The organism is Prauserella aidingensis, assembly GCF_024171865.1.
In the GTDB taxonomy this organism is placed as follows: domain Bacteria; phylum Actinomycetota; class Actinomycetes; order Mycobacteriales; family Pseudonocardiaceae; genus Prauserella; species Prauserella aidingensis.
Genome location: NZ_JAMTCN010000029.1, coordinates 51694 through 65377 on the forward strand (window position 1 = coordinate 51694; position 13684 = coordinate 65377).

Consider the following 13684-nt stretch of genomic DNA (forward strand, 5'->3'; position numbering starts at 1 on the left):
ACGACTGCATCGCTGATAACGATGTGACAAGCCGGCCTGCGCCCGGCCATTCGGGTGGGCGGCGACGTCCCCGCACGGCTCGGGTCACGCGCACAATCGACGTCGTGACGCGCGATTCCGGGAACGAGAACACCGGCCCCCACGGCACCACGGCGATGATCGAGCTGGAGCTGGACGAGATCCGGGAAGTCGCCGCCTTCGCGGTCGCGTGTGCACAGCCCGCACTGGTGATCTTCGAGGACACCTGCCCCGGCGATTCGCGTGCGAGGGAAGCGCTCGACGCCACCCGTGCGTTCGCGGAGGGCGGACGGCGGTCGAAGGCGATCCGCGACGGCGCGTGGGCGGCGTGGCGGGCGTATCAGGAGACTCGCGACGCCGGACGTGGCGCCGCGAGCGAGGCCGCCCGCGCGGCACACACGGCCGCGAGCTCCGCGTACCTGCACCCGCTGGCGAAGTCGACACAGGTCAGGCACATCCTCGGCGCTGCGGCCCACGCGGCGCGGGCGTTCGAACTCGACGCGGGTGACCACGGCGCCGGTGACGACTCCCGTGGCGACGGCTCGGATGAGGGCGCCGGTGAGGGCGCGAACGTTGCGGCCGAGCGACTCGACCACGCGTGCCTGCTGGCGACGCCGGTCGTGGTCGACGTGCTCCGGCGTTACCCCGAGGCTCCGGCAGGCGGTGCCCGTCCCGGCGAGCTGCTCCGCGCGCTCGACGCCGCGTTGCGCAACCGACCGTGACCCGTCCCGCGAACCCGCAACACGAGCCCCGCAACCTGCAACACGGTCCCCCGAAACTGCAACACGGTCCCCTAAAGCCGCAACACGGGGGCGGGGACGAAAAAGGCGCCTCCCGCGTATGCAGGAGGCGCCTTTTCTACGTGCGGTGGGCCCAGGAGGACTTGAACCTCCGACCTCATCGTTATCAGCGATGCGCTCTAACCGTCTGAGCTATGGGCCCGTGCGGCGATGAAAACTCTACCCCACCGCCGCTGCCGGGGTTGACACGGGGTCACTCCCGCTCGGAGAGGGTCATCTCCAAGCCGCCCGCCAGGTCGGCGGACACGTTGTAGATGAACGCGCTGACCGTGGTCAGGGCCGAGATCAGCACGATGTTGATCGCACCGACGATGGCGGCGATGCCGAACACGCGGGGCGCGGTGATGAACGGGTCCCCGACGCCTTCGGTCGCCTCACCCTGCACCAGCGAGGTGTACGTGCCGTTGATCTGGTCCCACACGCCCATGCCTTCGAGGACGGTGTACAGCACGCCGACCGCGACCAGCCAGATGAAGAACAGCGCCACGCCCAGCACGAGCGACAGTTTGAGCACCGACCACGGGTCGAACCGCTTGACCTGCAGGCTCGCGCGCCGCGGACCACGTCCCGGCCTGCGCAGCGCGCTGACCGGGGTCGACCGCTTGCCACCGTCACCGGACGCCGCGCCCGATCCCGCACCGCTCGCCGTGCCGACACCCTCGGGCGGGGCGAGCTCGTCGTCCCCCTCGGGACCGCGGCCGCCGAACAGCCGGTTCGCCGCGGTTCCGCTGACCACCTGGGTGTCGGCGTTGCTGCCCCCGTAGTCACCGCCGGCCGAGCCGGCAGCGGCGTACTGCTGCGTCGGCTGGTACGACGCCTCGTCGGCGGGCAGCTCGCCCGACGACCAGCGGTCCCCGAAGCCCTCGGACTCCGAGTCCGACACGGCGTCGACATCCTTCGCCACACGCTGCCACGGCGGTGCGACCTCGTCCTCGGCAGCTGCGTCGGCGCCGCGCTTGTCGGTGTTGTCGGGTGGTGTCACTACCGGTCAGTCCCTCGTCCGCACTCGCGTCTCGTGCCTACCGCTTACTCTTGCTCGTTCCGGGGAGCGTCGCCCTCCGAGGACGTCTCGTCGTCGGCGGCCACGGCGGGGTCGGTCTCCCCCTCCGCCGAGACTGCCGCATCCGATGTAACAGCACCATCAGCCGCGCCGCCCGCGTCGTCCGATGTGTCCGCGGTGTCCTCCGCGGCCTCACCCTCGGGGACGTCCGACGGCTTGTCGGCATTGCGGGCGACGGCCAGCAACGTCGTTCCCTCGTCGAGGTTCATCAGCCGAACACCCTTGGTCTGCCGTCCGGCCTTGCGCACGTCGTCGGCGCGCGTCCGAATGACCCCGCCGGTGGAGGTGATGGCGTACAGCTCGTCGTCGGACTCGACCACGAGCGCACCGACCAGCCTGCCACGCTTGCGGTCCTGCTGGATGGTCAGCACACCCTTGCCGCCGCGGCCCTGCACCGGGTAGTCCTCGATGTCGGTCCGCTTGGCGTACCCGCCGTCGGTCGCGACCAGCAGGAACGTGTCGGGCTTGACCACGCTGATCTTCAACAGCTCGTCGCCCTCGTTGAACCGCATGCCCAGCACACCGGACGTGGCGCGGCCCATGGGGCGCAACGTCTCGTCCGTGGCGTGGAAGCGGATGGACTGGCCCTCCGCCGACACGAGCAGCAGGTCGTCGTCGGCCGAGGCCAGCACCGCGCCGACGAGCTCGTCGCCCTCACGCAGGTTGACGGCGATCAGCCCGCCCGAACGCGCCGAGTCGAAGTCGGTCAGCTTGGACTTCTTGACCAGACCGTTCCGCGTGGCCAGGACCAGGTAGTCGGCGGCCTCGTAGTCCGGGATGTGGATGACGCCCGCGATCTCCTCGTCCGGCTGGAACGCGAGCAGGTTCGCCACGTGCTGACCACGCGCGTTCCGGCCGGCTTCCGGCAGGTCGTAGGCCTTCGTGCGGTACACGCGGCCCTTGTTGGTGAAGAACAGCAGCCAGTGGTGCGTCGAGCAGACGAAGAAGTGCTGGACGATGTCGTCCTGCTTGAGCGTCGCGCCCTGCACACCCTTGCCGCCGCGCTTCTGCGAACGGTACGAATCCGTCTTGGTGCGCTTGGCGTACCCGGTGCGGGTGATGGTGACGACGACGTCCTCTTCGGCGATCAGGTCCTCGACGGACACGTCGCCGTCGTAGGGAATGATCTTCGTGCGGCGTTCGTCGCCCCACTTGTCGACGATCTCGCGGAGCTCGTCCCTGACGATCTGCCGCTGCCGCTCGGGCTTGGCGAGGATGTCCTCGAGGTCGGCGATCTTCGCCTCGATCTCGGTCAGCTCGTCGATGATCTTCTGACGTTCCAGTGCGGCCAGCCGGCGCAGCTGCATGTCGAGGATCGCCGTGGCCTGGATCTCGTCGATGTCGAGCAGCTCGATCAGGCCCGTGCGTGCCTCGTCGACCGTGGGCGAACGCCGGATCAGCGCGATCACCGCGTCCAGCTGATCCAGCGCCTTGACCAGACCACGCAGGATGTGGGCGCGTTCCTCGGCCTTGCGCAGCCGGTACCGGGTGCGCCGGACGATGACGTCGAGCTGGTGGTTCGTGTAGTGCCGGATCATCTGGTCGAGCCGCAGCGTGCGCGGCACACCGTCGACCAGCGCCAGCATGTTGACGCCGAAGTTGTACTGCAGCTGGGTGTGCTTGTAGAGGTTGTTCAGCACCACCTTGGCGACCGCGTCGCGCTTGAGCGTGACGACGATGCGCATACCGCTGCGGGAGTTCGTCTCGTCGGCGATGTCGGCGATGCCCGTGAGCTTGCCGTCGCGCACCAGCGTCGCGATGTTCTCGACGAGGTTGTCCGGGTTGACCTGGTACGGCAGCTCCGTGCAGACCAGCGTCGTGCGGCCCTTGTTGTCCTCCTCGACCTCGACAACCGCGCGCATCCGCACCGAGCCGCGGCCCGTGCGATAGGCCTCCGAGATGCCCTGCGTGCCGAGGATCAGACCGCGCGTCGGGAAGTCCGGCCCCTTGATGCGCTGCATCATCGCGGCGAGCGTCTCCTCCTCGCCCGCCTCGGGGTTGTCGAGCGCCCAGATGACGCCGTCGGCGACCTCGCGGAGGTTGTGCGGCGGGATGTTCGTCGCCATGCCCACCGCGATGCCCGAACCACCGTTGACGAGCAGGTTCGGGATCCGGCTCGGCAGGACGTCCGGCTCCTGCGTCCGCCCGTCGTAGTTGTCGGAGAAATCGACGGTCTCCTCGTCGATCTCCCGCAGCATCTCCATCGCGAGCGGGTCGAGCCGGGATTCTGTGTTGTGACTGACGAAACCGTCGGTGACGAACGCGTGGTCGTCGGAGTCGACCCGGAGGCTGTACACCGGCTGCACGCCGGCGTCGGTGACGGATTCGACCTCGGCGTAGTAGTACCGACCGTCGACCAGCGGCTCGACGACGTCGAGGACCTCGGTGTTCGTGATCCGGGCCGAGATCTCGTCACGACGGGACTCCCACCGGGCGATGCGATCGACGTTGTGCCTGCGCAGCCAGTCCCGCTCCGTCCAGCGCTCCGCCCCGTTGGCGCGGATGTACTCGGCGACGAACGGCGCATGGTCGGACGACATGGAACGCGAGTCCTCGGGCAGCCCGTCGAGGATCGTCTCGAGCTTGCGGGTCTTCGTCAGGTCGAAGCCGACCCGCTCGGCGAACAACCGGACATCGCGACGGTTCGTCAGGACGACCTTGTACTCGCCCTTGTCGTAGGCCACGAGCTTGCCGACGACGCCGAACTCGAGCAGCAGCTGCTGGACGTCGTGAGCGAGGCGCTTGCTGTAGGTCGAGTACGACAGCTGCACGGACCGGCGCGGCAGCGCCGACACCGAACCGTCGCCGGTGAACAGGCCGACGAGGAAGGCACGCTTGACCGTCGACCCGCTCGACCACACGAACTCCGGAACCCGCTTGTCCGCACTGCGCATGCCGATCATCTCGGCGAGGCGGCTCTCCCGGAACGCGGACATGTCGTGTACGTCCAGTTCGTACAACGTCGAACCGGATTCGATCATCCGCTCGAAGGTGTACCGCGGCCCGCCGATCACGTCGTCGTAGGCGGCGAGAACGTAGTCGAAGAACTCACGGTCGATGTTGTTGAAGCCGGCCCGCTCGGCGGAGGCGAAACCCTCCGACACGAACGCGCCGGCCAGCAGGCCTTCCGACCAGCTGTGCACGGACGTCAGGCCGTCGGCGGGGGCCTCGGTGCGCTGCATGACGACCTTGTCGCCCGGCCGGACCTCCTCGAGGAGCTTCCACACCAGCGTCGGCACGCCGACCAGGCTCACCAGGCACAGCACCGGGTGGTTGTGCGTACCGGTGAGCTCGAAGCCTTCGCGCGTGGCGAGCGTGAGGGTCGGGTGGTCACCCGAGTGGAACAACATCTCGGCGCGAACCGGATCACCGTTGCGGTCGGCGACCTTGAGGTCGACCGGGTTGTCACTGTTCGGCTTCGCATCCGCCGCGATGCTGTCGATCCGCGGTGTGGCGCCGTCGGCCAGCTTTACGCGGGTGTCGCCGACGACGCAGTACCTCATCGCGGCAGCCGGATCGTTGCCCGGCGAGCCGAAGTTGCCCTGGCCGTCGATGAGCGGGTACCGCATCGACCAGGACTGCGCCAACCGCACGAGGGCGTCGTAGATCGCCGAGTCACCGTGCGGGTGGTAGTTGCCCATCACGTCGCCGACGACGCGGGAGCACTTGTTGTACCCGCGGTCGGGCCGGAACCCCGAGTCGTACATCGAGTACAGCACCCGGCGGTGCACCGGTTTGAGCCCGTCGCGCACGTCCGGCAGCGCTCGCGACACGATCACGCTCATCGCGTAATTGATGTACGAGTTCTGCATCTCCTGCTGGAGATCGACCGGCTCGACACGACCGTGCTGGCCGTCGGGGGGCAGGGTTTCGGTCACGGCTGGTTGTTCCTTTCAGACCTGATCCGGGTGGGTGGTGCGGGCTCCGCGGATCAGATGTCGAGCATTCCGGCGGCCTTGGCGTTACGCGTGATGAACGAGCGGCGGGCGTCGACGTCCTCGCCCATGAGGACGGAGAACAGTTCGTCGGCGGTGGCGGCGTCGTCGAGGCTGACCTGCAACAGCACCCGGCTGGCCGGGTTCATCGTGGTCTCCCACAGTTCGTCCGAGTTCATCTCGCCGAGACCCTTGTACCGCTGGATGCCGTCCTCCTTCGGCAGCTTCTTGCCCGCCGCGGCGCCGGCCTCGAGCAGGCCGTCCCGCTCACGGTCGGAGTAGGCGTACTCCGCCTCGGCGCGCGGCCACTTGATCTTGTAGAGCGGCGGCTGCGCCAGGTAGACGTAGCCGTGCTCGATCAGCGGGCGCATGAACCGGAACAGCAGCGTCAGCAGCAGGGTGCGGATGTGCTGGCCGTCGACGTCGGCGTCGGCCATCAGCACGATCTTGTGGTACCGCAGCTTCGAGATGTCGAACTCGTCGTGGATGCCGGTGCCGAGCGCGGTGATCAGCGACTGCACCTCGGCGTTCTTGAGCACGCGGTCGATGCGGGCCTTCTCGACGTTGATGATCTTGCCGCGGATCGGGAGGATCGCCTGGAACATCGAGTCCCGGCCCTCCTTGGCCGAACCACCCGCCGAGTCGCCCTCGACGATGTAGAGCTCGCACTGCTCCGGGTCGGTCGACCGGCAGTCCTTGAGCTTGCCCGGCAGACCGCCGATGTCCATGGCGCCCTTGCGGCGCACCAGGTCACGGGCCTTGCGGGCCGCGTCGCGCGCCTGCGCACTCGAGATGGCCTTGTTGATGATGGCCTTGGCCTCGGTGGGGTTGCGCTGGAACCAGTCCGAGATCCACTCGTGCGCGTTGGTCTGCACGAACGTCTTCGCCTCGCTGTTGCCCAGCTTGGTCTTGGTCTGGCCCTCGAACTGCGGCTCGGAGAGCTTGATCGAGATGATCGCGGTCAGACCTTCACGGACGTCGTCGCCGGTGAGGTTGGCGTCCTTCTCCTTGAGGAGGTTCTTGTCGCGGGCGTAGGCGTTGACCACGCGGGTCAGCGCCGCGCGGAAGCCCTCCTCGTGGGTGCCGCCCTCGTGCGTGTTGATCGTGTTGGCGAACGTGTAGACCGACGGCGTGAACCCGTTGTTCCACTGCATCGCGACCTCGACCTCGAGGCCGTCGCCCGCCGCCTCGAACCCGACGATCGTCGGGTGGATCGGGTCCTTCGTGTTGTTGAGGTGTTTGACGAAGTCCTCGAGCCCGCCCGGGTAGTGGTAGGTGCGCTCCTTGATGCGAGCGGCCTCGCCCGTGGCGTCCTCACCGTTCTCGTCGGCCACGCGCTCGTCGCGGAGCACGATCGTCAGGCCCTTGTTGAGGAACGCCATCTCCTGCAGCCTGCGCGCGACCGTCTCGGCGTTGTACTCGGTGGTCTCGAAGATGCCCGGGTCCGCCCAGAAGGTGACGGTCGTGCCGGTCTGGTCGGTGGGCCCCGCGTCGACGAGCTCACCGGGCTCGGAGTTCTTGTAGTGCTGCGTCCACGTGCGCCCGTCGCGGTGGATCTCGACGTCGAGCTGCGTCGACAGCGCGTTCACCACCGACACGCCGACGCCGTGCAGACCACCGGAGACGGCGTACGAGTCGCTGTCGAACTTGCCGCCTGCGTGCAGCACCGTCAGCACGACCTCGACGGTCGGGCGCTGCTCCTTCGGGTGCAGTTCGACCGGGATGCCGCGACCGTCGTCGACCACGCGAACACCGCCGTCGGCCATCAGCGTGACCTCGACCGTGCTCGCGTACCCCGCCATCGCCTCGTCGACGGAGTTGTCGACGACCTCCTGGATCAGGTGGTGCAGGCCGCGCTCACCGGTGGACCCGATGTACATGCCGGGGCGCTTACGGACGGCCTCGAGACCCTCGAGGACCGTGATGGAGGACGCACCGTATTCGTTCTGGTTCTCTGCCACCGGCCTGACTTCTCCTCACCATCGCCACACGCGCACGCGCGCGGGAAATCTGGGACGCGGGCACCTTGTCGGCTCACCGTCTCGCACGCGCTCACACGGGGTTTCCCGCGCGCCGATCCGGCCCACCTGTCCTAGTTTACTTGGCCAGTCTCGCTCACATGCACCAAGGACACGTCTGATTTCGCCAGAGAGCGACGATCTCGACCCTGATCGGGTCCCGGGGCTGACCCGATCAGCGACGCCGCGTGTCGGAGAAATCGGACGCCCGCTCCTCGGTTGGGTTCAGCCGTACGTGTCACGGGGACCCCTCCCGGACACGTGTCGTGGCCCCTTTCGCCAGCTCGGAGCCGCCGGACCCTGGATCTTCATGCGCTTGACGACGCCGTGTCCCACACCGGAGGCGATCTTCGCCAGGAGCTGGCGCTGCAGCAACCGGAGCTGCGTGGCCCACGCGGTGGACGAAGCCCTGACCACCAGTTCTCCGTCGGTGAGGCTCACCGGCTGGGCGTGTTCCGCGACGTCTTCACCCACGAGGGTGGCCCACCTGCCGAAGACGTGGCCGCCCGCGAGCCGGTCGCTCCAGCCGAACTGGGTCGCCATGCGGGCGGCGATCCGGCCGAGGCTCTGCGGGTCGCGTTCGTCGGCGCCCGCGCCCGACCACCGGCGCCTGCGCGGGTTCTGCGACGTCTGCCCCTGTTTGCCCGGCGGCCCCGGCTTACGCCTGCCCGGTTCGTGCCCCCGGTTCTTCGCCCGGTCCTGCGCGGCCTTCAACACCGAGTGGGCCAGGTCGCGGCCGCTTTCCGTCGTCTCGGGCAGGCCCGTGGCTCCGCCGTCCGAGGACTGCGCGGCGGCTGTTCGGCCGGGCTGCTCGGCGCCGGTCGCGGAGGGTGCGGCACCTGTGGACGGAACGTCACCGCGGCCGCCGCCGTGCGGGTTGTCCCCACGTGCTGTGGGCGACCCCGCGTCCGGGACTGCTCCGGTCGGTGCGGTACGGTCACGCTCCGTCGCTCGATCGGGCTTCTCGCGCCCGAGTCCCCCCTCGTGGGGAGTATTGACCGTCTGATCATGGTCTGCAGTTACCCAGTGCGATAACAAATCCAGGGTGTTATCCACACTGTCCACAGACTTATCCCCAGTTTGGCGACGTTTAGCTGTGCTCGCGGTCACGCCGCGTCGCTGATTTCCCGTATTGCGGGTGCCGTCAGTCACGTGTTACCTCACCCTCCGCGACCGCAAAGCGGACGCCGGTCAGCTCGGTCGGCACGTCTTCGTCCACAGCGGCCGTCACGAGCACCTGTTCGGCACCCAGCGCGACCTCCGCCAGCCGTGCCCGCCGCCGCTTGTCCAACTCGGCGAACACGTCGTCGAGCATCAGCACCGGCTCACCCCCTGCCTCGCCGCGCAACAGCTCGTACGAACCGAGCCGCAACGCCAACGCGAACGACCACGACTCGCCGTGGCTCGCGTACCCCTTCGCCGGGGTGTCCCCGAGCACCAGGTCCAGCTCGTCGCGGTGCGGTCCGACCAGGCTTACCCCACGTTCCAGTTCCGCGGCGCGCGACTCGCCGAGCGCCAGCCGCAGCACCTCGGCGAGCCGCTCCGGGTCCGTCCGTTCACCACCGGGTTCGCCGTAGCCCTCCGGCAGCGCCTCACCGAGGCTCGACCGGTACGCGATGCGGGCGGGTCGCGAATCCGGCGCCACCCCCGCGTACGCCTCGGCGGTGTGCGGCGCCAGGTCGGCCACCAGGTTCAGCCTCGCCGCCAACAGCTGCGCCCCGGCCTTCGACAGGTGGTCGTCCCACACGTCCAGCGTCGACGCCGCGTACGGGTCGTCACCACGCTTCTTCCCCGCCGACTTCAACAGGGCGTTGCGCTGCTTGAGCACCTTGTCGTAGTCCGAACGCACCCCCGCGTACCTCGGCGCGCGCTGCACCAGCAGCTCGTCGAGGAACTTGCGGCGTTCAGCGGGGTCGCCGCGCACCAGCGCCAGGTCCTCCGGCGAGAACAGCACCGTGCGCAGGATCCCCAGCACGTCCCGCGGCCTGCCGACGGCACCCCGGTTCACGCGCGCCCGGTTGGTGCGGCCCGCGGCGATCTCCAGCTCGACCGTCAGCTCACGGTCCTCGTTGACCACCGCGGTCCGCACCAACGCGCGTTCACACCCCTGCCGCACCAGTGGCGCGTCGTTCGCGACCCGGTGTGAGGAGAGCGTGGCGACGTAACCGATCGCCTCGAGGAGATTCGTCTTCCCGCGGCCGTTCTGCCCGACCAGCACGGTCGGGCCCGGCTCCAGCGGCACGTCGACGTGGTCCCACGAGCGGAAATCGGTCACCTGCAGGTGACGGATGTACACGTCGTTATCCGGCGGCCTCGGTCACTCGCCGGCCTTCTTGACGCTGTGCCCGCCGAACTGGTTGCGCAACGCCGCCACGGCACGCATCGCCGACGAGTCCTCCTGCCGCGAGGCGAACCGCGCGAACAGCGCCGCCGAGATGACCGGAGCGGGCACCGAGTTGTTGATCGCCTCCTCGAGCGTCCACCGGCCCTCGCCCGAGTCCTCGACATAGCCTTCGAGTTCGGCCAGCTGCGGGTCTTCCTCGACAGCACGGATCAGCAGGTCCAGCAACCACGACCGGACGACCGTGCCGCGCTGCCAAGCCTTGATCACGCCGGGCACGTTGTCGACGACGTCGGAGGCCTCGAGCAGTTCGAAGCCCTCCGCGTACGCCTGCATCAGGCCGTACTCGATGCCGTTGTGCACCATCTTCGCGTAGTGACCGGCACCGACACCTCCCGCGTGGGCGAAGCCCTCGTCCCGCGGACCCTCCGGGCGCAGCGCGTCGAAGACCGGCATCGCACGCTCGATGTCCGACTCGTCACCGCCCGCCATGAGGCCGTAGCCGTTGTCCTTGCCCCACACGCCACCGGACACGCCGACGTCGACGTACTTCACGCCCTGTTCGGCGAGCACCGCCGCGTTGTGACTGTCCTCGGTGAACCGCGAGTTGCCGCCGTCGATGACGAGATCGCCGCTCGCCATCAGGTCCCCCAGCTCCGCGACCGTCGCCTTGGTCGGCTCGCCCGCGGGCACCATCACCCACACGATGCGCGGCGCGTCGAGCGCCTTGACCAGGTCCGCGAGCGACGAGACGTCACTGACCTCGGGGTTGCGGTCGAACCCGACCACCTCGTGCCCGGCGGCGCGCAGCCGCTCGCGCATGTTGAAGCCCATCTTCCCGAGGCCGACCAGTCCGAGCTGCACCATCGAAATGCTTTCCCTTGGTTGTCGCGTGTGCTTGCTGTGACTGCCGGGTGGATTCAGCCGGGCAGCCGCACAGGCATGAGCAGGTACAGGTAGCCGGGCACCACGTCGCCGTTCTCGTCGGCCGGCTTGATCAGCGCGGGCCGGTTGGGCGTGGTGAACGTCAGCTCCGCACGGTCCGCGTGCAACGCGGCGAGCCCGTCGGCGAGGTAGCCCGGGTTGAACGCGATCGCCACCGGCTCGCCCTCGAAATCGACGGGCAGTTCCTCCTCGGCGCTTCCCTCGTCGTCGCCACCCGCCGACAGCCGCAGCGAGCCGTCACCGAACTCCAGCCGTACCTGCGTACCCCGCTCGGCCACGAGCGACACCCGCTTGATGGCCTCGGCCAACGTCGACACGTCGATGACGGCGCGGCAACTGTGCTCGCTCGGCAGCAGCTGGCGGTAGGGCGGGAACTCGGCGTCGAGCAGGCGGGTCGTCGTGTACTTCCCGGACCCGGTCAGGCCGAGCAGACCGTCACCGCTGGCGAGACCGACCTGCACCGTCGACCCGCTCGTGCCGAGCGATTTCGCGGCATCGGCGAGCGTACGGGCCGGGACCAGCACGGAGGCGTCACCCAGCTCCTGCGCGGGCGACCAGTTGAACTCCTTCATGGCCAACCGGAACCGGTCCGTGGCGACGAGCGTGAGGTTCTCGCCGGAGATCTCGACGCGCATACCGGTGAGCATCGGGAGCGTGTCGTCCTTGCCCGCGGCGACGGCGACCTGCGCCACCGCCTGCGCGAACGCCTCACCCGCGACCTCGCCCGCCAGGTCCGGCTGGGCGGGCAGCTGCGGGTAGTCCTCGACCGGCATCGTCGGCAGGGAGAACCGGGCGCTGCCGCAGGTGATCGAGGCGCGCGCCCCGTCGACGGCGATCTCCACCGGCTGGGCGGGCAGCGCCTTGGTGATGTCGGCGAGCAGCCGGCCGGACACCAGGGTGCGCCCACCGTCGGCGATCGTCGCGGGGACGCCGACCGTCGCGGACACCTCGTAGTCGAAACCGGACACCGTCAGCGCATCCGAACCACCGTCACCACCGGCGTCCAGCAGCACTCCGCCCAGCACCGGAACCGGAGGCCGGGACGGGAGGCTGCGTGCCACCCAGGCGACGGCGTCAGCGAGGCCATCACGCTCGACGCGGATCTTCATGGCGCCCATCCTTTCGACGGCCCGAGCCGCCGTAGCTCGAAAGACGACAAACGACCACCTGCCGGATCCCCTCGTGGTTCGAGGTGAGCCCGGACCGTGGCTGTAGCGGGTCCGCCAACGTACAGCGTGTCGACATGTCGATGCATCTGCGCTCCGGACCCGGGGACGGGCCGGAACCGACCGACATGGAGACCCGCTGCTCGAGCGGACCGGATGTGTGGGTCTCCACGGTAGAGCCTGGGACCGCTGCGGGTCATATCGGGCCACGGGCCCGCCGGCGGGTTCGTCCCCATCTTCCACGGCCTTCTCTTTTTCTTCTGTTCTTCTAAGAGAGATCTTTTGTCCAGCCGTAGTAGTAAGCGTTGTGAGTTGTGTGGACGGGGCTCGTTCGCCCAGGTCGGCAGGCGTGGCGGCGTGTGGAGGACAGGGGGCGGCAACCGGTGGACCGTTCGGGGGTCGATGTGGGTGGTGTGAACCGTCCTCAGGCGGCCGGTAGTTGTCCCCATGGTTGTCCCCAGTTGTGGGGACGGTTGTGCCCAAGGCCTGTGAGCGGCGGACGTGAGACAGATCGCCCGCAGGGGTGACGGATTTCTTGGCACACAAGGATTTCCACACAGTGGGGATGTTTTCCCAGCTCATTCGTGCACAGCTGCGGTGGCAGGGGGCCGCCTGAGGTGCAGCGTTCCGGTCAGGGCGTCGGTGGACATCCTGCGGACAGGGTGCGGACAACCCTGTGGATGCTGTGGACCTCCGGTGGACAACCGGGTCGAAGATCGGGAGTGAGCGGTTTTCGCGTTGTGACGCGGAAACCGACGAAGGCCGCCTGTTCACAGTGGACGGACCGGCCGGAGAGGGCGTCACGACGGCGTCGGGAACCGGTTCGAAGGCTGACGAGACGCGATCCGCGGGTGTTCTCGGCTCGTCCGAAGGCGGTTCGACGGCTGAGCGAGGGCGGTTACGGACGCCGTTCTCGGTCGGCGCGGCGCCGTTCGAGGCCGGCACGGGGCGGCTCGGGGCTGCTCGAGCGGCCGAGTGGAGGCGGCATCGTGGTGCACTGCCACGCGATCGGGTGTCCGACCGGCCGCGTGCGGGTCCTCTGCCGGGGCTGGTCCGGCCTCCCCCTTGGGCGAGCCTGGCCGGTGCGACCGCGTAGCTGTGCGCGCAGTCCGCGTGGGTGCAGTGGGGCCGGGACGCGACCTCGGTACGCGGTTCTGGTACGCGGGTTCACAGGCCGCTTCGGTGCCGCGCCCGGTGGTCTGATCCGCGCGTACCGGGTGCAGATCACGCGGGAAGAAGCGCGTCAGCGCGGCGGTTGGGGCCGGCGGTCGGGCGACGGGCGGGCGCAGAACACGCGCGGGGACCGTTCGTGTCCGCGCGTTGTCAGGGACGGTGGCGGTGCCCTGAAGGCGCAACACCCGCCCCGGAAAGCGCAACACGGTCCCCGGGAAACGCAACACG

Annotated in this window: 8 protein-coding genes and 1 tRNA gene; 1 reads left to right on the forward strand and 8 read right to left on the reverse strand. The window is 68.9% G+C overall.

Annotation, left to right across the window (positions count from 1 at the left end; all coding sequences use genetic code 11):
• Positions 1-155 precede the first annotated feature (155 nt).
• Positions 156-740 carry a putative immunity protein gene (locus LY13_RS22050; protein WP_253829822.1) on the forward strand — a complete coding sequence of 195 codons (585 nt, stop codon included), beginning with the start codon at positions 156-158 and terminating at the stop codon, positions 738-740.
• A 146-nt stretch (positions 741-886) separates the two neighbouring features.
• On the opposite strand, the gene LY13_RS22055 is transcribed toward LY13_RS22050, so the two are convergent.
• From LY13_RS22055 to dnaN, 8 genes are all read right to left on the reverse strand, one after another.
• Positions 887-960 (reverse strand) — tRNA-Ile (locus LY13_RS22055).
• Between the two features lie 51 nt (positions 961-1011).
• The gene (locus LY13_RS22060; protein ID WP_253829737.1) at positions 1012-1800 is read right to left on the reverse strand and encodes a DUF3566 domain-containing protein; all 789 of its coding nucleotides are present in this window, start codon (positions 1798-1800) and stop codon (positions 1012-1014) included.
• A gap of 44 nt (positions 1801-1844) precedes the next feature.
• Positions 1845-5756, reverse strand: coding sequence for an intein-containing DNA gyrase subunit A (gene gyrA / locus LY13_RS22065; protein WP_253829736.1), 3912 nt, complete (start codon positions 5754-5756; stop codon positions 1845-1847).
• Positions 5757-5809: 53 nt separating this feature from the next.
• On the reverse strand, positions 5810-7774 hold the full coding sequence (gene gyrB / locus LY13_RS22070; RefSeq protein WP_253829735.1) for a DNA topoisomerase (ATP-hydrolyzing) subunit B: 1965 nt from the start codon (positions 7772-7774) through the stop codon (positions 5810-5812).
• A gap of 282 nt (positions 7775-8056) precedes the next feature.
• Positions 8057-8590 (reverse strand): DciA family protein, encoded by a 534-nt coding sequence (locus LY13_RS22075; RefSeq protein WP_253829821.1) that lies wholly within the window; start codon positions 8588-8590, stop codon positions 8057-8059.
• 385 nt (positions 8591-8975) lie between these two features.
• Positions 8976-10127: a DNA replication/repair protein RecF gene (gene recF, locus LY13_RS22080; protein WP_253829734.1), complete on the reverse strand. Its 1152-nt coding sequence runs from the start codon at positions 10125-10127 to the stop codon at positions 8976-8978.
• A 21-nt stretch (positions 10128-10148) separates the two neighbouring features.
• On the reverse strand, positions 10149-11096 hold the full coding sequence (gene gnd / locus LY13_RS22085) for a phosphogluconate dehydrogenase (NAD(+)-dependent, decarboxylating) (RefSeq protein WP_301299314.1): 948 nt from the start codon (positions 11094-11096) through the stop codon (positions 10149-10151).
• A complete protein-coding gene (gene dnaN, locus LY13_RS22090) occupies positions 11093-12226 on the reverse strand; it encodes a DNA polymerase III subunit beta (protein ID WP_253829732.1) in 1134 nt (377 codons plus the stop codon). Before dnaN ends, gnd begins: the two co-directional genes overlap by 4 nt.
• Positions 12227-13684: the final 1458 nt, after the last annotated feature.

What these genes read in the sequence shown, in the direction of transcription:
- LY13_RS22050 (WP_253829822.1), top strand. Translation starts at nt 156, where the DNA reads ATGATCGAGCTGGAGCTGGACGAGATCCGGGAAGTCGCCGCCTTCGCG.
- dnaN (WP_253829732.1), bottom strand. Translation starts at nt 12,226, where the DNA reads ATGAAGATCCGCGTCGAGCGTGATGGCCTCGCTGACGCCGTCGCCTGG.